Below are 18,830 nucleotides of genomic sequence, written 5' to 3' on the forward strand. Positions count from 1 at the left end.
CCATGTAGCAGAAAATGCCGATCAGGAAGTGGAAGACCACCAGCTGGTAGGGACCGCCGTTGTACAGCCACTCGTCGAGGCTGGCGGCTTCCCAGATCGGGTAGAAGTGCAGGCCGATGGCGTTGCTGGAGGGAACAACGGCGCCGGAGATGATGTTGTTGCCGTAAAGCAGCGAGCCGGCAACGGGCTCACGGATGCCGTCGATGTCGACGGGAGGTGCAGCGATGAAGGCCACGATGAAGCAGATCGTGGCAGCCAGCAGGGTGGGGATCATCAGCACACCGAACCAGCCCACGTAGAGGCGGTTGTTGGTGGAGGTGACCCACTCGCAGAACTGGCTCCAGGCAGACGCGCCTTGGCGCTGCTGAAGGGTGGTGGTCATGAGAGCGTGAGTGTGTGCCCCGGAAGGAGCGGGTAGGTAGAACGACAAAACGGATCAGGAATTCCTGTCCGGTAGGCCCGAAAGCCTGTCGCCTGCTGCAATGTAACAGACCATTGCGGGATGTGTGAGGCGCTTAAGGTTTGCTTCCGGCTTCGGTGGGCTGGCTGATCTTCCAGGCCGGCCCACTTCCCTGCATGCACGCTTGTTAGCGTCCGGCCTTGCCTGAGGAAGCCGATGTCGCGGCCGGAGCAGCAGTTGGAAAAGAATCTGCCTGTCTCCGGTGCCGATGCTGAGCGGATACTGCTGATTCGCCTGCCCTGCAATCCGATCTTCCCGATAGGTCCGGTCTATCTGGCCGATCACCTGCACAAACGCTTCCCGGAGCTGCCGCAGCGAATCCTCGATCTGGCGGCTCTGCCTTTGCTGGATGTGGAGCGGGTGCTGCTAGCCACGATCGAGGCCTTTCGCCCTACCCTGCTGGTGTACTCCTGGCGCGACATTCAGATCTATGCGCCGGTCGATGGTCGCGGCGGCAATCCACTGCAGAACTCATTTGAGGTGTTCTATGCCTCCAATCCCATCAGGCGCCTGCGGGGTGCCTTCGGTGGCCTGCGCCTGATGGGGGCGTTCTACGGCGAGCTCTGGCGCAACCTGCGTCTGGTGCGCCGTGGCCTGCACTGTGCCCGCCGCTTCCAGCCGGGTGCGCGGGTGGTGATCGGTGGCGGCGCGGTGAGCGTGTTCTATGAGCAACTCGGCAAGAGCCTGCCGGCGGGCACCGTGGTTTCGGTGGGAGAAGGGGAGCCCCTGCTGGAGAAGCTGATCAGCGGCCGCTCCCTGGCCTCCGAGCGCTGCTACGTGGTAGGTGAGCAGCCTCGGGAGGGCCTGATCCATGAGCAGCCCGAGGGGGTGATCAAAACCGCCTGCGACTACCCCTACATCGCCTCGATCTGGCCCCAGCTCGACTGGTATCTCGAGGGAGGTGATTTCTACGTTGGCGTGCAGACCAAGCGCGGCTGCCCCCACAACTGCTGCTACTGCGTCTACACCGTGGTGGAAGGCAAGGCGGTGCGGGTGAATCCGGTGGAGGAGGTGGTGGCTGAGATGCGCCAGCTCTACGACCGTGGCGTACGCGGCTTCTGGTTCACGGACGCCCAGTTCATTCCGGCCCGTCGCTACATCGAAGACGCCAAACAGTTGCTTCGAGCGATTCTGGCGGCGGGCATGGACGACATCCGCTGGGCGGCCTACATCCGCGCCGACAACCTCGACGCCGAGCTGGCCGAGCTGATGGTGGCCACCGGCATGGACTACTTCGAGATCGGCATCACCTCCGGCAGCCAGGAGCTTGTGCGCAAGATGCGGATGGGCTACAACCTGCGCACGGTGCTGGAGAACTGCCGCCTGCTGGCCAGAGCCGGTTTCCGGGAGCACGTGTCGGTGAATTACTCCTTCAACGTGATCGACGAGCGGCCAGAAACCATCCGCCAGACCGTTGCCTATCACCGCGAACTGGAGCGCATTTTCGGTGCCGACAAGGTGGAGCCGGCCATCTTCTTCATCGGCCTGCAGCCCCACACCCACCTGGAGCAGTACGGCTTCGAGCAGGGCCTGATCGAGCCCGGCTACAACCCGATGAGCATGATGCCCTGGACGGCCCGCAAGCTGCTCTGGAATCCCGAGCCGATGGGCAGCGTGTTCGGCCGGATCTGCCTGGAGGCCTTCGAGACCAACCCCGGCGATTTCGGCCGCACCGTGATGGCGCTGCTCGAGCGGACCTACGGCCTGGCCCCCCTGGAGGAGGCACTGCATGCGCCGGTGGAGGGCCGCAAGGCGCTGGCCACGGCGGTGCGCTGATCCCTGCTCACCAGAAGCGCCGCCGCACCCAGAGCAGAGCGGCCAGTCCTGCCCAGCCGAGCAATCCACCGATTGGATTGGGATCAGCCCCACCGGGCCCGGCCAGCCAGAGCGGCACTGTGGGGCTGATCTGCAGCGGCCCGGCCAGCAGGGAAAACCATCCGCCCACCAGGCCACCGTGCAGTCCCACGGCACCCCAGAGGGAGCCGCCGTCGGCTCGCCGCTGCAGCCCCAGCGCCAGTCCCAGCAGCAGCAGACCCACCAGCAACCCGGCCATCGGCACGACGCCGAGGTTGAAGCGGGTGTGGGCGAGGCTGAAGATTGCCGCCTGGGCGATCAGGGCCCGCTGATCGGCCTTTGCTCCCCCGCCCAGCAGCTGTTTCAGCTCACCCCAGAGCCAGCCGCGGAACACCAGTTCTTCGGCGAAGCCGACCCCCAGGATCAGCAGCACGGCATTGACGACCTGGGCCCACGTCAGTCCGCCATCCCAGCTGGCCTGCCCACTGATCAGCAGTACACCCGCCACGAAGACCAGCAGCAGCAGGGCTTTGAGCAGACCACGCAGCAGGGAGCGCAGACCCACGCCCCAGCCCATGGCAACCCCGAGCGCCCGCCACGGCCGCCGTTCACCCCAGGTCCGGCCCAGGCGCAGGGGCAGGGTCAGCAGCAGCAGCAGGAAGGAGAGCCCCGTGCCCAGCAGGGCGATCTGATCAGCCCTCCAACCGCCCAGAATGCCTGCCGCCACCAACGGTTGCACCGTCAACCAGCCGAGTCCATAGAGCAAAGGCAGGTAAAGCAGCGTGCTGATCCAGCCCAGCCAGGCGCGCCTCGGCACTCAGCTCTCCGGCTCGATCGTGCTGGTCAGGCCTTTGGCCTTGAGGGTCTCGCTGTAGAACTCAGCGGGCTCCAGATCGCAGACGATCACCAGGCCGACGCCGGTGTTGTGTGCTTCCAGCATCACGGCGATGGCGTCCTGTTCACTGAGGGAGGGCACCACCTGGCGCAGGGTGCCCACCACGTACTCCATCGAGTTCACGGGATCGTTGTGCAGCAGCACCTTGTAGCGAGGCGAGGGCTTGCGCACCCGCTGCTTCTCCTTCTCGATCACCGCAGCACCGCCGGGCGACCGGCTTGGGGTTTCCACGGCGAGGGGGGGAGCCATCAGCAGAGGGGAGACGATCATCCGGCAGGAACAGTTAGGGGTATCGCTGGCGACAGGACCTTGGCCCGCGGAGCAAGCTCCCAAATTAGGCGGCGGCCCCTGCTGTCGCAGGCATCAGGCAGCCCCGCGCGATCCGGGTCATCGCCTCCTCCACATTTGCCCGGCTGTTGAAGGCCGAGAGCCGGAAGTAGCCCTCACCGGCGGCGCCGAAGCCGCTGCCCGGGGTGCCCACCACATGGGCCTCGTTCAGGAGCTGGTCGAAGAAGCCCCAGGAATCCACTCCCTCAGGGGTTTTCAGCCACACGTAGGGGGCCTGCTCGCCGCCGTACACCTCCAGGCCGGCAGCCGTGAGTTCGCGGCGGATGATTGCCGCGTTCTCCATGTAGAAGGCCACCAGTGCCTTCACCTGGGCCTGCCCCTCAGCCGAGTACACCGCTTCGGCACCTCGCTGCACGACGTAGCTCACGCCATTGAACTTGGTGCTCTGGCGGCGGTTCCATAGGGCCCAGAGCTCGGCGCTCTCCCCATCCGCACTGCTGCCCATCAGGCCCCTGGGCACCACGGTGATCGCACAGCGGGTGCCGGTGAAGCCGGCGTTCTTGGAGAAGGAGCGGAACTCGATCGCGCACTCCCGCGCCCCATCGATCTCATAGATGGAATGGGGCAGCTCGGGGTCCTGGATGAAGGCTTCGTAGGCGGCATCGAACAGGATCAGGGCGCCATTGGCGCAGGCGTAGTCCACCCAGGCTTTGAGCTGCTCCCTTGTGGCAACCGCACCTGTGGGGTTGTTGGGGAAGCAGAGATAGATGAGATCCACCGGCTCGCTCGGGATCTGGGCGCTGAAGCCGTTCTCGGCATTGATCGGCAGGTAGGTGAGGCCGCCGTACTGGCCGTTGCCATCAGCGTCGCCGGTGCGGCCGGCCATCACATTGCTGTCCACATAAACCGGATACACCGGGTCGGTCACGGCGATGCGGTTTTCCGGTCCGAGGATGTCAAGGATGTTGGCGCTGTCGCACTTGCTGCCGTCAGACACGAAGATCTCCTCGGCGCTGATCTGGCAGCCGCGGGCCTGGAAATCGTGCTTGGCGATCGCCTCCCGCAGCCACAGGTAGCCCTGCTCGGGGCCGTAGCCGTGGAAGCCCTCATGGGTTCCCATGGCGTCGATGGCCGTTTTCATCGCCTCGCGGCAGGCCAGGGGGAGCGGTTCGGTGACATCACCGATGCCCAGGCGAATCAGCTGGGCCTCCGGGTGGGCTTCGGCAAACGCCTTCACCCGCCGGGCGATCTCCGGGAAGAGGTATCCCGCCTTGAGCTTGAGATAGTTGCCGTTGATCTGAACCATCTCGCGCGGAGCTGCTTGGACTGCTCGGATTGTCCTATGGAGCGGTGGTGAACTGGCTGGCTTCCAGCGGCGACCGCACCCAGATGCCTGGTTTCACTGCATAGCTCCCATCCACCGGCGAGATCAGTTCCGCCCGCTCCGGTTGGAGCTGTTGCACCAGCTCATGGAAGCCGCGTGAGAGCTTCGGGGCTTTTGAGAGTTTGATTTCGTACACCCGCCGGCGCTGGCCCCGCTCCAGCACCAGATCCAGTTCGGCCCCATTGCTGGTGCGCAGGAAATGGGGGCGCCAGCGTGGATGGGCAGCAATCAGCTGCTCGATCACGAAGCCCTCCCAGCTCTCGCCGGCCTGGGGGTGGGCCAGGAGGTCGTCGTAGGTCTCGATGCCGAGCAGGTTGTGCAGCAGGCCGCTGTCGCGCAAATACAGCTTGGGCGAGCGCACCAGCCGCTTGCTTAGGTTCGCTTCCAGCGGCGGCAGGCGCCGCAGCATGAAGGTTTGCTCCAGCACTGCCAGCAGCTGCTGCAGTCGGGCGCTGCTTAGGTCCAGCAGCCCCGACAGTCGGCTGGCATTGAGAGTCTGGCCCTGGCTGTGGGCAAGAAGGCGCCACAGCCGCTCCATGAGTGGCAGAGGCAGCCCCAGCTCGAGGGAGGCGATATCCCGTCCCAGGAAGGTGTGGATGAAGTCCTCACGCCAGTCGATGCTGTCTTCTCCCGTGGCGGCCAGCAGGCTCTCCGGGAAGCCACCGCGCAGCCACAGCTGCTGCCAGCTGCTGGTGCCGCTCACCTCCTGCAGCAGAAATGGAGTGAGTTCCACCTGGGCGATGCGTCCTGCCAGGCTTTCGTGGCTCTGGCGCAGCAGAGGCCCGGAGGCCGAGCCCAGCAGCAGAAAGCGACCGGGCCGGCGATCCCGGTCGATCTCGGAGCGCAGCAGGCTGAAGAACTCCGGCAGTAGCTGGATTTCATCCAGACACACCAGCTGGCTGCGGTGGGCCTCGAGGAACAGCTCCGGCTCTGCCAGCTTGGCCCGATCGCCGCGGTCCTGGAGATCCAGCAGCACGCCATCGCCGCGCTCCGCCAGAAGCTTTCTGGCCAGGGTGGACTTGCCGCACTGGCGTGGCCCCAGCAGCAGGGCCGCTGGCGCCCGAGCCAGGGCCTTCGCCAGGCCCGCGGCTGCATTCCTAAATAGATAACCATGCATTTCTGCATTTTAAGTGCAGAAATGCATGGTTAATGCTTTGGTGGGGAAGTCCGGCTTTGCCTGCGTGGTCTCTGGCCTCCATACGATCAAGGCTGCACCCAGCCGCCACCCTCTGTGACCGTCGCCCCTGCGAGCGAGCCGATCGAGTGGGCGCCGATCGATTTCGATCGCCTGGTGGATCCGACCATCGCCAAGCCAGGCCGCTACCTCGGCAATGAGCTGGGGGTGGAGCCCCGCGACTGGTCGGCCGCCGCTGTGCGCTGGGCTCTCACCTACCCCGAGATCTACGAGGTGGGTGCCAGCAACCTGGGCCACATCATTCTCTATTCCATCTTAAACGCCGTGCCTGGTCAGCTCTGCGACCGGGCCTACCTGCCGGCGCCGGATCTGGCCGCACGGCTGCGGGAACGGCAGCAGGCCCTGTTCGCGGTGGAAAGCCGCCGGCCCCTGCCCGCCTTCGACCTGCTCGGCTTCAGCCTCAGCTACGAGCTCGGAGCCACCAACATCCTGGAAATGCTGGATCTGGCTCATGTGCCGATCCATGCCTCAGGCCGTGGCGACCTGCCCTTGGCGGATCCCGCCGCTCCGCCGCTGATCTTCGCCGGTGGCCCCACCGCCACCAGCAACCCCGAGCCCTTCGCCGCGTTCTTCGATTTCATCGCCCTCGGCGACGGCGAGGAACTGTTGCCCGAGATCGGTCTGGTGGTGGCGGAAGGCAAGGCTGCCGGCCTCAGCCGCTCCGCCCTGCTGCGGGATCTGGCCCAGGTGCCAGGGGTCTACGTGCCATCGCTCTATGGCCCCGGTCCCGATGGCATCAGCCTGGTGCCACTGGTTGCCGGCGCGCCGCCGCGGCTGCTGCGCCGGGTGGCCACGCCCATGCCCCACTACGGCATGGGGCTGGTGCCCCACATCGAAACCGTCCACGACCGGCTCACGATCGAGATCCGCCGCGGCTGCACCCGTGGCTGCCGCTTCTGTCAGCCCGGCATGCTCACCCGCCCGGCCCGCGACGTGGAGCCCGAGGCGGTGATCGAGGCGGTGGAAACGGGAATGGAGCGAACCGGCTACAGCGATTTCTCCCTGCTCTCGCTCAGCTGCTCCGACTACCTGGCCCTGCCGGCGGTGGGGGTGGAGCTGCGCAACCGCCTGGCCGAGCAGAACGTGAGCCTCACCCTGCCCAGCCAGCGGGTCGATCGCTTCGACGAGAACATCGCCCATATCCTCGGCGGCACTCGCAAGGCCGGGCTCACCTTCGCCCCGGAAGCCGGTACCCAGCGCCTGCGCGACATCGTCAACAAGGGCCTCACCGACGCCGAGCTGCTGCGCGGCATTCGCACCGCCATGGAGAGCGGCTACCGCAAGGTCAAGCTCTATTTCATGATCGGCCTGCCCGGTGAAACCGATGCAGATGTGCTCGGAATCGCCTATACCTGCCGGTCGTTGCAGCAGCAGTGCCGCGACCTGGGGCGCCTGGAGCTGAATCTGACGATCAGCAACTTCACCCCCAAGCCCCACACTCCCTTTCAGTGGCACAGCGTGTCCACATCGGAGTTCCGGCGGCGGCAGGAGCTGCTGCGGCGGGAGCTGCGCACGCTCCGGGGAATCAAGACTAACTTCACCGATGCGCGCCTCTCGGCGATGGAGGACTTCGTGGGGCGCGGTGATCGCCGCCTGGCGCCGGTGATCGAAGCCGCCTGGCGCGCCGGTGCCGGCCTCGATGCCTGGTTCGAGACGGTTGAGGCCACCTATGCCGCCTGGACCGGTGCCATCGAGGCGGCGGGGCTGGGCGGCCGCTATCGGGCCCTGGAGCTGGGCGACTGGGGCGCGACCGGTGCCAGGAGTACCTCCGACCTGGCGGCCTTCTGCGCCCAGCCCCTCCCCTGGGATCACATTGACACCGGTGTCGACAAAGCCTGGCTGGCGGAGGACCTGCAGCGGGCGCTCGACGCGGTGGTGGTGCCCGACTGCTCCTTCGACGGCTGCAGCAGTTGTGGCGTCTGCGGCCCGGAGTTCGGCCACAACGTGGTGGTGGAAGCTCCGCCGATCCCCGTGCAGCAACCCACCCGCGCTCCTGCCAGTGAACGGTTGCAGCGCCTGCGCTTCGGTTTCAGCAAAACCGGTTCCCTGGCCCTGCTGAGCCACCTCGATCTGGTGCGGTTGATGGAGCGGGCCCTGCGCCGCAGCGGCCTGCCCGTGAGCTTCACCGGTGGTTTCCATCCGCTGCCCCGCCTGCAGTTCGCCCTGGCGCTGCCCCTGGGGGTGGAAGCCGGCGGCGAGTGGTTCGATCTGGAGTTCAGCGGCAGCGTCGACCCCCCCGGCGCCTTGGCACAGCTTCAGGCCACCCTGCCCGAAGGGCTTGTGCTGGCCGGTGTGGAGGAGGTGCCGGTCAGCGCGCCGAGTCTGTCCCAGGAGCTGGAGGGGGCCGAGTGGCAGGCTGAGCTCGTGGCCGGTGCCCCTGGCCCGGGTGCCGCAGCCTGGGGGCCTGCCCTGCTGACCCTGCTCACAGCGGCTGAACTCCCCTGGAGCGACACCGACAAGAAGGGGCGGCCGCGCCAGCGGGACTGCCGGCCCTGGCTTGAAGAGCTAACCCTGGTATCCGCAGACGCTGAGTCCTGCCGGTTTCGCCTTGGAGCCCGGATCGATTCCCAGGGGCGGAGCCTGCGCCCGGATCAGGTGCGCGTCTGGCTTCAGGAGCGGCTGGGATGTCCCCTGCAGCTCCGGCATGTGAGCCGTGAACGGCTGCGGCTTCGACCAGCTGAAACAGGGGCCCAGGAAGGCCCGTGCTAACTTCGGCAGAAGACGGCAGTTCTGTCTGTAGATTCCATTCTGCAGACTTTGTCTTACGGCACATGGTTCCGTAAGACCTGTTCCGCGCTTTGGCCGGTCTCGTTCCGGCAGCATCGCCGCGAATGGAGGTTGATCCTCCTGAGGATGCTCCTCAAAAGGTTTTTCTCCTCCGTCTTCTTCCTGCTGGTCCAGCAGTCGAGCAGCTTTGCGTCGCGCTCTGCCCGGCGGGTTTGTGCTTCAGGGATCAACTCCCATCCATGGCATGGCTCCACAGAGCCACCCCCTATCATCCATGCCCCAGCAGATCGTCATCGCTGAGCAACTGCGGATCGCCGCGGTGCTCACCGACGAACGTGTTGATGAACTGGTCGTAGCACAGGGTCGCTATCAGATAGGCGACGTCTATCTCGGCCGAGTTGAGAATGTGCTCCCCGGTATTGACGCCGCTTTTGTCAACATCGGCGAGAGCGAAAAGAATGGCTTTATTCATGTCACCGATCTCGGCCCCCTGCGCCTGAGAAAAGGTGCTGCAGGCATCACCGAACTGCTTGAGCCCCGCCAGAAGGTGCTCGTTCAGGTGATGAAGGAGCCCACTGGCACCAAAGGGCCTCGCCTCACCGGCAATCTCACCCTGCCCGGCCGCTTTCTGGTGCTGCAGCCCCAGGGCCAGGGTGTGAGCATTTCACGGCGGATCAGCGGTGAGAACGAACGCAACCGTCTCAGGGCCCTCGGGGTGCTGATCAAGCCCCCCGGCGCAGGCCTGCTGGTGCGCACCGAAGCCGAGGGCGTGAGCGAAGACCAGCTGATTGACGACCTCGAGAGCCTGCTCAGGCAGTGGGAGGGGATTCAGGAGGCCGCTGAGACGGCCACCCCTCCGGTGCTGCTCAACCGCGACGAAGACTTCATCCACCGGATCCTGCGCGATCTCTACGGCCCCGAGGTCTGGAGGGTGGTGGTGGATACTCCCGCCGCGGTCGCCAGGGTGAACGCCTTTCTCGGCGTCGATCAGGCCAATCTGCTGGTGGAGCACCACAGCGATGGCACCGATGTGCTCGAGCACTACCGGGTGAACGCCGCCATCCGTGATGCCCTCAAGCCAAGGGTTGACCTGCCATCCGGCGGTTACGTGATCATCGAGCCCACCGAAGCGCTCACGGTGATCGATGTGAACTCGGGCTCGTTCACCCGCTCCGCCAGTTCACGTGAAACGGTGCTCTGGACCAACTGCGAAGCCGCCGCTGAGATTGCCCGTCAACTCAAGCTCCGGAACATCGGTGGGGTGGTGATCATCGACTTCATCGACATGGAGTCGCGCCGTGATCAGTTGATGCTGCTGGAGCACTTCACCCAATCGGTGCAGGACGACGCGGCCCGCCCCCAGATCGCTCAGCTCACCGAGCTGGGTCTGGTGGAACTGACCCGCAAACGGCAGGGTCAGAACATCTACGAACTGTTCGGTCGTGCCTGCCCCAGCTGCGGTGGCCTCGGCCATGTGGCAGTCCTGCCGGGCAAGGACACCCTCCAGCCCCTGGCCACCGTCACCGGCCTGGTGCGCTCGGCCGCTTCGGCGCGGGCTGAAGTGCCCAGCCCCAACGGGGCCGAACCCGCCACGGGCCGACGCCGCGGTGGCCGCGGCGGCCGCGGCGGTCGTGGCGCCGGCGAAGCGGTCGAGACCGCCCCTGCAGCCACTTTCTTCCCAGACATACAGGACGCGGCCCCTGCCGCCGCGACGGAGCCAGGCCATGGCGGCCCCGCCGCTGACAACAGCGCCGGAAGCAACCTCAGCCGCCGGCAGGATCCCGATCTGGTGGCGGTCCCCATGGACTCTGACCAGGAACTCGTCTACGGCTGGATGGGCCTCAGCCCTGCCCTGCTGCTGGATCCGCCCCCCACTGGCGAGAATCTGGTGGTGCGGGTCGTGCGGCCCGGCGAAGACGGGGATGCGGTGCTTGAAGCCGCCCGCCAGCAGCTGGCGGCTTCCGGCTCCCGCCGGCGACGCCGCGGTGGTCGTGGTGGCAGTGGTGGCGAATCCCCAGCCCCCAGTGTCCGCACGATCGGGGAGACCCCAGTTGTCCGCCGCGACGACGACGCCCAGGCGACGCTCGTGGAAATCACCCCTTTGCCTGAAGCCTTTGGCGAGCCCGACGAGGCTCCGATGACCACCGTGATCGAGTCCTCGGTGATGCAGATCCCTGTTTCCCAGGTGTCTTCGCCTGAGTCGCGGCGGGTGGGTCGCTCCCAGCCCAGGACACGCCGTCAGGATCTGCGCGAGGACGGCGGCGGCAGCGCCGTCGCCGTGGCCGAAGCCCCCCTGGAAGCTCCCCCCGCGCCGCTGCTGGAAGAGAGTGAGAGTGATCCCAGCGGTGAGCCCCGCCGCCGCCGCCGTCGCTCCTCCGCCAGCGTCTGAGTGGTCCAGAGGGCCCTGGCCGGTGTGGATGAGGTGGGCCGGGGGTCTCTGTTCGGCCCGGTCTTCGCCGCAGCTGTGGTGTTGCCGTCCCAGGCGGCGGCGCCCCTGGCGGCCGCTGGTCTGACCGACAGCAAGGCCCTTCGCCCTCTCCATCGCCAGCGGCTGGTGCCCCTGATCACTGCCTGGGCCTCCGCCTGGGCGCTCGGCCAGGCCTCTGCCTCCGACATTGACCGCGTCGGCATCAGGGCCGCCACGGAGATGGCCATGCTCAGGGCCCTGCAGCGGCTGTCCCAGGCGCCTGCCCTGGTGGTCGTCGACGGTGTCCTGCCCCTGCGGCTGTGGCCGGGCCGGCAGCGCACTCTCGTGCATGGCGATCGCCGTTGCCTGGCGATAGCCGCCGCCAGCGTGCTCGCAAAGCAGGCCCGCGATGCCCTGATCGTGCGCCTGGCGGAGCGCTTCCCCGGCTATGGCCTCGAGCGCCATGCCGGCTATGGCACCGTCCTTCATCGGGAGGCCCTGGCCCGCCTTGGCCCAAGCCCCCTGCACCGCCTCAGCTTCCTGGGACGGGTGCTCAGCGGCCCTCGCGCCAGTGGCTGAAATCCTTGAGGAGCTGCTGGCTCACCCGGGAGCGGATGCCCAGCAGGACGCCGCCCAGCAGTGAGCGGCCGGTGGCTTCGAGCACCCCTGGTGCAATCAGGCGCAGCATCGGCGGCCGGCTCACGCTCACGGCCATCTGGGCCTCCCCCTCCAGCCCCTGGCCGCCCACCTCCAGCCAGGAGGTCAGATTCAGCTGGAAGTCCTCCACCAGGCCAAGCCCCTCCAGGTGGCACTCCACCGCTTCGAGCTCCAGACGTCCTGGCCGTCGCTGGGCGCGCAACTGCACCACCGGCTTGACCTGCAGCTGGAACACCTGGAACCGCGTCACGTCGTAGCGGTAGGTGCCCGGGCCGAGGCGGGTCAGCTGGCTGGGATCGAGCAGGGCCTGAATCACTCGCTCCTCGTCGTCGAGGTAAGTCACCAGCTCCTCGGCCCGCTCGTCGATCGGGAGGCTGAGCTGCTGGCTGGCACTGAAGGCCAGGGTCATCGCCTCGTCTCGGTGGGCGGGGAGAGATGATCTTATCGACCGCCGTTTCACCCCCTTCACCATGCGTCTTGCCTTCCTCGGCCCTGCCGGCACCTACGGCGAGCAGGCGACGCGGCAGCTGGCGGCCCTCGAGGGGATCGACGCGCCGGAACTGCTGCCCCAGAGCGGCATCCGCTCGGTGGTCAAGGCCCTGGCGGAGGGTCGCTGCGATGCCGCCGTGGTGCCCGTGGAGAACTCGGTAGAGGGAGGCGTGACCGCCTGCCTCGATGGCCTCTGGGAGCACCCCGACCTGCGCATCCGCCGCGGTCTGGTGTTGCCGATCCGCCATGCCCTGCTGGGCTCCGGGCCGATCGAGCGGGTAAGTGAGGTGCTCTCCCATCCACAGGCCCTGGCCCAATGCAGCCTCTGGCTGAGCGAACACCTCAGTGAGGCCCTGCAGCTACCCACCAGCTCCACCGCCGAGGCGGCCCGGCTGGTGGCCGGCAGCCTCTTCCGCGCAGCGGTGGCCTCTCCCCGTGCCGCCCAGGAGCATGGGCTCAAGGTGCTGGCCTACCCCATCAACGATGTGCCAGGAAACTGCACCCGTTTCCTGATGCTGCAGCGGCAGGCGGGGAGCCGGACTGCCGATGCGGCCACGCTCTGCAGCCTGGCTTTCTCACTGTGCAGCAACAGCCCCGGGGCCCTGCTGGAGGCCCTGAGCTGCTTCGCGACGCTGAAGCTGAACATGAGCCGGATTGAGTCACGCCCTTCCAAGCGGGAGATGGGCGAGTACATCTTCTTCGTCGATCTGGAGCTGCCGGCGGATCCCGCTCTGCTGGAGGAGGCGATCGAAGCCTTGCGCGGCCATTGCCAGCACCTGGCCCTGTTCGGGAACTACCCGCTCACCAATCTTTCCGAGGAGCAGTAGCGGAATACCCCGAAGCGCATCATCCCGGTGCTGAAGGCCCAGTGCATCAGCAGGATCGTGGGGGCTTCGCGCAGACCCTGCAGCACGGCTGCAGGTCCAAGGCTGAGGATGGCACCTGGACGCCGTATCCCCTCGAGGATGGAGTCGATCCAGGAGGGCAGGGTGGCCTCGCTCCAGTCGGCGGTATCCACCAGCCCGCCCCGCCGATGGGGGCTGGCCTCGAGGTTGCGGCGGAACGAGGGGATGGAGGCGAATTCCGGATGGGCCCATTGATTCAGCAGCTGATCCATCACCCAACGCTCCAGACCGTTGAGTTCGCCGTCGGCAGGATCGCGCCGGTTCCAATCGGCCACCACCAGCTGCCCTCCGGGCGTCAGCATCCGCAGCAGTTCGTCGGCGTAGCGCTGCTTGTCAGGCATGTGAGGTCCGGCTTCCACGCTCCAGACGGCCAGAAAACTGGCGTCCTCCAGCTCCAGCGCCAGGGCGTCCATCACCGCGAAGCGGCACGAGAGCCCGGCGGGGGTGAGCTGGCGGGCCCGCTCAACCTGGGCTGGGCTGATGCTGATGCCGAGCACATCGAAGCCGTAGTCGCGGGCCAGGATGCGGGCGCTGCCGCCGATGCCGCAACCCACGTCGAGCAGGCGGGTGCCGCGGGGCAACCGGTCCAGGCCCGACCAGCGCACCAGCTCATGCACGAACTGCTCCTTGGCGGCCCGGAAATCGCGTGATTCCGGGGGGGTGCCGTAGTGCCCCAGGTGCACGTGCTCACCCCAGAGATTTTCCAGCAGACGATCACCGGTCCAGCGGTCGTAGGCCTCGGCCACGGTGGCCGTGCTCTGGAAGCGGCGGTCACGGCGCTGCCATTCCCGCACCAGACCAAGACCGAGCAGACCGGCTCCAGCGCCGATGGCCAGAGGCGGCAGCCAGGTTGGAAGGGGCATCAGGAGGGTTCTTGCCTGGGTTCGCCCAGGTCCTTGAAGGTGTCCTTCAGAACCGTGCGTGCCGCGAGCTGCCGTCGGGTCTGGTCGAGCAGGGCGAATTCCTGGCGCAGGCGTTCGGAGGTGTCGGTGAGCTCCAGCAGGGCCTGTTGATGGTCCGCCACGGGGCCCCCCAGGTGAGAACCGATCCAGAAGGACAATTCGCGCGGAAGATCGGGCAGATCAGCTGGAAGGGTGGTCGGCTTGCCGATCAGTTTGCCGGTCAGATCCACCACATCCCTCAGGGCCTGGGTGACCTGTAAGCCAAGATCCTGAAGCACGTCGTGGCTGGTGTTGGGATCGTCCTCGATCCAGCTGACCATGGCCACACGGAAAGGGGCCTCCCGCACCACTTCAAGCACGCGAAATCGTTGCTGGCCGAGGGTGACGATATTGCTGCGATCATCGTCCTGGGTCTGGTGTTGAAGAATTTCAGCGCAGCAGCCCACCTGGGCCATCTCCTGCTGATTCGGGTCCCAGCGCACCACACCGAAACGACGGTCAGTCTCAAGCACCGTTCGCAACATCATGCGATAACGGGGTTCAAAAATATGCAGGGGTAAAACTTCCTGCGGGAACAGCACCACATCCGGCAGGGGGAAGAGTGGGAGTTCCCTCACGGCCAGATCACTCACGGAAGGTCGGCGGGGCGGCAATGGGTGGTTGGAGGTTTGGTCAGCGAAGCTGCTCGAGACGCCTGGTGGGCAAAATCAGTCTAGAAAAAAAGGACCCACCAAGAGGGTGGGCCCAGGAATTCGTCGCGTCGGGCCGGCCTGGAGCTCAGAGCTTCACTTCGATGTCGACACCACTGGGCAGATCAAGCTTCATCAGCGCGTCGATCGTCTTGGCCGTTGGGCTGTAGATGTCGATGATGCGACGGTGGGTGCGGGTCTCGAAGTGCTCACGGGAATCCTTGTCCACGTGGGGCGAGCGCAGTACACAATAAATCCTGCGCTTGGTGGGCAGGGGGATCGGACCGATGGCCGTGGCGGCTGTGTGATCGGCCGTTTCGATGATCTTTTCGCAGGAAAGGTCCAGCATGCGGCGATCAAACGCCTTGAGACGGATGCGGATCTTCTGCTGGGCGATGGCGGCTGACATGGCAGGACTCGTGGGAACGCAGGCCTTGGTGGAGACCGCGGCCGAGGGACAGGAAAAAGGGTGAAGGGAGGCTGGAGAGTGGTTGGCCGAGGCCAAGCTCATTTCCACCGAAGACAACCGAGGCCGGTTGGGGGCAACTTGTCGAGGTGCGTGACGAGGGGCCGATCCAACGGTGGATCGGCCCCTGGCTGAGCTCAGCCGTTTCAGCCTCAGGCGACGATCTTGGAGACCACGCCTGCACCGATGGTGCGGCCGCCTTCGCGAATGGCGAAGCGCATGCCTTGCTCAATGGCCACCGGGCAGATCAGCTCAGCGGACATCTTGATGCGATCACCAGGCATCACCATCTCCACGTTGGTCCCGTCATCGGCGGTGAAGGCGGTGATCTGGCCGGTCACATCCGTGGTGCGGATATAGAACTGGGGACGGTATCCAGCGAAGAAGGGGGTGTGGCGGCCACCCTCTTCTTTCTTAAGGACATAAACCTCACCTTCGAACTTGGTGTGGGGCTTGATCGAGTTGGGCTTGACCAGCACCATTCCGCGCTCGATGTCTTCCTTCTGCACGCCACGCAGGAGCAGGCCGACGTTGTCTCCGGCCATGCCCTCATCGAGCAGCTTGCGGAACATTTCGACGCCGGTGACGGTGGTTTCGCGGGTGTCCTTGATGCCCACGATCTGGACGGTTTCGCCCACTTTCACTTTGCCGCGCTCGATACGGCCAGTGGCCACAGTGCCGCGTCCGGTGATCGAGAAGACGTCTTCGACAGCCATCAGGAAGGGCTTGTCGATCTCACGCTCGGGTTCGGGGATGGATTCATCAACCCCATCCATGAGATCAAGGATCTTGTCGACCCACTCGTTTTCACCACGGATGCCTTTGCCGCCGCCCTGGATGTGCTCAAGGGCCTTGAGGGCCGAGCCGGCGATGATGGGGATGTCGTCACCGGGGAAGTCGTAGCTGCTGAGCAGCTCACGCATCTCCAGTTCGACGAGTTCGAGGATCTCCTCGTCGTCGACCATGTCCTTCTTGTTGAGGAACACCACCAGAGCGGGGACGCCCACCTGCTTCGCCAGCAGGATGTGCTCCTTGGTCTGGGCCATCGGGCCGTCAGTGGCAGCCACCACCAGAATCGCGCCGTCCATCTGGGCGGCACCGGTGATCATGTTCTTGACGTAGTCCGCGTGACCCGGGCAGTCGACGTGGGCGTAGTGACGGTTAGCGGTTTCGTACTCGACGTGGGCCGTGTTGATCGTGATGCCCCGCTCCTTCTCTTCAGGAGCACCATCGATGTCGTCGTAGGCTTGGGCCTTGGCCTGACCGATTGATGCCAGCACGTTGGTGATGGCAGCAGTGAGGGTTGTCTTGCCGTGGTCAACGTGGCCGATGGTGCCGATGTTGACGTGAGGTTTGTTCCTCTGAAACTTCTCGCGGGCCATTGAAGGAAAGAATCGGGGGGTTGTGTTTAGGGTTGAGAGATCAGGAGTTGCCCTGATTCTTGGCGATGATGGCCTCAGCTACATTGCGAGGAACTTCCTCGTAATGGCTGAACTCCATCGAGAAAATACCCCGACCCTGGGTCATGGATCGGAGCTGAGTGGCGTAGCCGAACATTTCGGCCAGGGGCACCTTGGTCTGGACTTTAGACTGTCCATTGTCGATGGATTGCCCTTCGACCTGTCCGCGCCGGGAGGAGAGGTCGCCGATGACCGAACCGAGGTAATCCTCGGGGATCTCGACTTCGACCTTCATCATCGGCTCAAGAAGAACGGGATTGCACTTCTTGACGCCGTCTTTGAAGGCCATGGAGCCGGCAATCTTGAACGCCATTTCAGAGGAGTCCACATCGTGGTAGGACCCATCGACCATGGTGACCTTGATATCGATCATCGGGAAGCCTGCAATCACACCGGACTGGCAGGTTTCCTTCATGCCGTTCTCGGCTGGACCGATGTATTCCTTGGGGACGATGCCGCCAACGATCTTGTTGACGAATTCGAAGCCGGTACCAGGCTCGCCCGGCTCCATCTCAATCACCACGTGTCCGTACTGGCCCTTGCCACCGGTTTGCCGGGCAAACTTGCCCTCACCTTTGGCGCTGGCGCGAATGGTTTCGCGGTAGGACACCTGGGGGGCGCCGATGTTCGCTTCCACCTTGAATTCGCGCAGCATCCGATCCACCAGGATTTCCAGGTGCAGCTCGCCCATGCCGGCGATCACGGTCTGGCTGGTTTCGGGATCGGTGGACACCCGGAAGGTGGGGTCCTCTTCTGAAAGAGATTGAAGAGCTTTGGAGAGCTTCTCCATGTCGCCCTTGGTCTTGGGCTCCACCGCCACTGAGATCACCGGTTCAGGAATGAACAGGGATTCCAGAATGATCGGGTCGCTTTCCACGCAGAGCGTGTCGCCGGTGGTGGTATCCTTGAGGCCAAGCACGGCTCCAAGATCACCGGCACGCAGCTCATCCACCTCCTCGCGGTCGTCGGCTTTGAGCAGGATCAGGCGGGAGATGCGCTCTTTCTTGTCTTTGGTGCTGTTGAGCACGTAGCTGCCCTTCTTAAGTACCCCGGAGTACATGCGCACGAAGGTGAGCTTGCCGTAGGGGTCGGCCATGACCTTGAACGCCAGGGCGCTGAAGGGGGCGTTGTCGTCGCAGGGACGATTCGATTCGGTTCCGTCGGACAGCAGACCCGTGATGGGTGGCACGTCCACCGGGGCAGGCAGATAATCCACCACGGCGTCCAGCACCAGCTGGACGCCCTTGTTCTTGAAGGCCGAGCCACAGAGCATCGGCACAAGACCGTGCTTGACCACACCGGTGCGAATGCCTTTGATCAACTGTTCCTGGGTGAGTTCACCATTTTCCAGGAAAGCTTCCAGCAGCTCTTCATCGGTTTCGGCAACCGATTCCATCAATTTGCCGCGCCACTCGGCGGCCTCTTCCTTCATATTGTCGGGAATCTCGCTCTCGACGATGTCGGTGCCGAGATCGTTGGTGTAGAGAATCGCCTTCTCCCGCACTAAATCAACGATTCCCTTGAGTTCCCCTTCAGCGCCGATCGGCAACTGCAGCGGAACGGCATTGGCCTTGAGGCGATCCTTGATCTGGTCGTAGACCTTGAGGAAATTGGCGCCGGTGCGGTCCATCTTGTTGACGAACACGATCCGAGGCACGTTGTAGCGATCGGCCTGGCGCCACACCGTTTCCGACTGGGGTTGCACACCACCCACTGCGCAGAAGACGGCCACGACGCCGTCAAGCACGCGCATCGAGCGCTCCACCTCAATGGTGAAATCGACGTGCCCGGGGGTGTCGATGATATTGATGCGGTGATCCTTCCAGCTGGTGGAGATGGCCGCTGCCGTGATGGTGATGCCGCGTTCGCGCTCCTGCTCCATCCAGTCGGTCACTGCGGCGCCATCGTGCACCTCGCCCATTTTGTGAACGACACCTGAATAAAACAGGATCCGTTCGGTCGTGGTGGTCTTGCCCGCGTCGATATGGGCAGCAATGCCGATATTTCTGACGCGGTCCAAGGGATAGGCGCGGGCCACGGGGAAGGTCTCCGGTGTTTGATCTACGAATTTTGCGGGCGCAAGTTTAAGGGTTGGCCTGATCTGGGTGGAGG

The 18,830-nt window shown here is 65.1% G+C and carries 15 protein-coding genes and 1 pseudogene; 5 read left to right on the forward strand and 11 right to left on the reverse strand.

The genetic code is table 11. The annotated features are described in order from the left end of the window. Positions 1 to 382 (reverse strand): annotated as a pseudogene (locus KBY93_RS07840) (photosystem II q(b) protein); the annotation flags it as partial. Positions 383 to 616: 234 nt separating this feature from the next. On the opposite strand from KBY93_RS07840, the gene KBY93_RS07845 reads away from it, so the two are divergent. Then, positions 617 to 2,236 (forward strand): photosystem II high light acclimation radical SAM protein, encoded by a 1,620-nt coding sequence (locus KBY93_RS07845; RefSeq protein WP_255093746.1) that lies wholly within the window; start codon positions 617 to 619, stop codon positions 2,234 to 2,236. A gap of 7 nt (positions 2,237 to 2,243) precedes the next feature. On the opposite strand, the gene KBY93_RS07850 is transcribed toward KBY93_RS07845, so the two are convergent. The 4 genes from KBY93_RS07850 to KBY93_RS07865 all read right to left on the reverse strand — a co-directional run bounded on the left by KBY93_RS07850 (position 2,244) and on the right by KBY93_RS07865 (position 5,938). Next, positions 2,244 to 3,071 carry a CPBP family intramembrane glutamic endopeptidase gene (locus KBY93_RS07850; protein ID WP_255093747.1) on the reverse strand — a complete coding sequence of 276 codons (828 nt, stop codon included), beginning with the start codon at positions 3,069 to 3,071 and terminating at the stop codon, positions 2,244 to 2,246. After that, positions 3,072 to 3,419, reverse strand: a complete 348-nt coding sequence (clpS, locus tag KBY93_RS07855; protein WP_399222806.1) for an ATP-dependent Clp protease adapter ClpS — start codon at positions 3,417 to 3,419, stop codon at positions 3,072 to 3,074. A gap of 64 nt (positions 3,420 to 3,483) precedes the next feature. Continuing rightward, positions 3,484 to 4,743 (reverse strand): LL-diaminopimelate aminotransferase, encoded by a 1,260-nt coding sequence (locus tag KBY93_RS07860; RefSeq protein ID WP_255093749.1) that lies wholly within the window; start codon positions 4,741 to 4,743, stop codon positions 3,484 to 3,486. A gap of 34 nt (positions 4,744 to 4,777) precedes the next feature. Then, the gene (locus KBY93_RS07865; protein WP_255093750.1) at positions 4,778 to 5,938 is read right to left on the reverse strand and encodes an ATP-binding protein; all 1,161 of its coding nucleotides are present in this window, start codon (positions 5,936 to 5,938) and stop codon (positions 4,778 to 4,780) included. A 114-nt stretch (positions 5,939 to 6,052) separates the two neighbouring features. On the opposite strand from KBY93_RS07865, the gene KBY93_RS07870 reads away from it, so the two are divergent. The 3 genes from KBY93_RS07870 (at position 6,053) to KBY93_RS07880 (ending at position 11,729) form a co-directional block, all read left to right on the forward strand. Further along, positions 6,053 to 8,725 carry a TIGR03960 family B12-binding radical SAM protein gene (locus KBY93_RS07870; protein ID WP_255093751.1) on the forward strand — a complete coding sequence of 891 codons (2,673 nt, stop codon included), beginning with the start codon at positions 6,053 to 6,055 and terminating at the stop codon, positions 8,723 to 8,725. A gap of 292 nt (positions 8,726 to 9,017) precedes the next feature. Continuing rightward, positions 9,018 to 11,132: an Rne/Rng family ribonuclease gene (locus tag KBY93_RS07875; RefSeq protein WP_255093753.1), complete on the forward strand. Its 2,115-nt coding sequence runs from the start codon at positions 9,018 to 9,020 to the stop codon at positions 11,130 to 11,132. After that, positions 11,133 to 11,729, forward strand: a complete 597-nt coding sequence (locus tag KBY93_RS07880) for a ribonuclease HII (RefSeq protein WP_255093755.1) — start codon at positions 11,133 to 11,135, stop codon at positions 11,727 to 11,729. Here the strand turns inward: KBY93_RS07880 and KBY93_RS07885 are convergent. After that, complete coding sequence (locus KBY93_RS07885; RefSeq protein WP_255093757.1) at positions 11,704 to 12,216, reverse strand: DUF1997 domain-containing protein; 513 nt, start codon at positions 12,214 to 12,216, stop codon at positions 11,704 to 11,706. The genes KBY93_RS07880 and KBY93_RS07885 overlap by 26 nt on opposite strands. A gap of 61 nt (positions 12,217 to 12,277) precedes the next feature. Between KBY93_RS07885 and pheA the strand changes: the two genes are divergently transcribed. Beyond that, positions 12,278 to 13,123, forward strand: coding sequence for a prephenate dehydratase (pheA, locus tag KBY93_RS07890; protein ID WP_255093758.1), 846 nt, complete (start codon positions 12,278 to 12,280; stop codon positions 13,121 to 13,123). On the opposite strand, the gene KBY93_RS07895 is transcribed toward pheA, so the two are convergent. The 5 genes from KBY93_RS07895 to fusA all read right to left on the reverse strand — a co-directional run bounded on the left by KBY93_RS07895 (position 13,090) and on the right by fusA (position 18,756). Further along, complete coding sequence (locus tag KBY93_RS07895) at positions 13,090 to 14,064, reverse strand: methyltransferase domain-containing protein (RefSeq protein WP_255093759.1); 975 nt, start codon at positions 14,062 to 14,064, stop codon at positions 13,090 to 13,092. The two genes, pheA and KBY93_RS07895, sit on opposite strands and share 34 nt — an antisense overlap. Then, positions 14,064 to 14,735, reverse strand: a complete 672-nt coding sequence (locus KBY93_RS07900; RefSeq protein WP_094555910.1) for an LON peptidase substrate-binding domain-containing protein — start codon at positions 14,733 to 14,735, stop codon at positions 14,064 to 14,066. Before KBY93_RS07900 ends, KBY93_RS07895 begins: the two co-directional genes overlap by 1 nt. A gap of 145 nt (positions 14,736 to 14,880) precedes the next feature. Next, positions 14,881 to 15,201 (reverse strand): 30S ribosomal protein S10, encoded by a 321-nt coding sequence (rpsJ, locus tag KBY93_RS07905; RefSeq protein WP_094555934.1) that lies wholly within the window; start codon positions 15,199 to 15,201, stop codon positions 14,881 to 14,883. A gap of 209 nt (positions 15,202 to 15,410) precedes the next feature. Continuing rightward, entirely contained in the window at positions 15,411 to 16,640 is a 1,230-nt protein-coding gene (tuf, locus tag KBY93_RS07910) for an elongation factor Tu (protein ID WP_094555909.1), read from the reverse strand. 40 nt (positions 16,641 to 16,680) lie between these two features. Then, complete coding sequence (fusA, locus tag KBY93_RS07915) at positions 16,681 to 18,756, reverse strand: elongation factor G (protein WP_255093800.1); 2,076 nt, start codon at positions 18,754 to 18,756, stop codon at positions 16,681 to 16,683. Positions 18,757 to 18,830: the final 74 nt, after the last annotated feature.

It is taken from the genome of Synechococcus sp. J7-Johnson, assembly GCF_024345795.1.
Classification (GTDB): Bacteria; Cyanobacteriota; Cyanobacteriia; order PCC-6307; family Cyanobiaceae; genus Regnicoccus_A.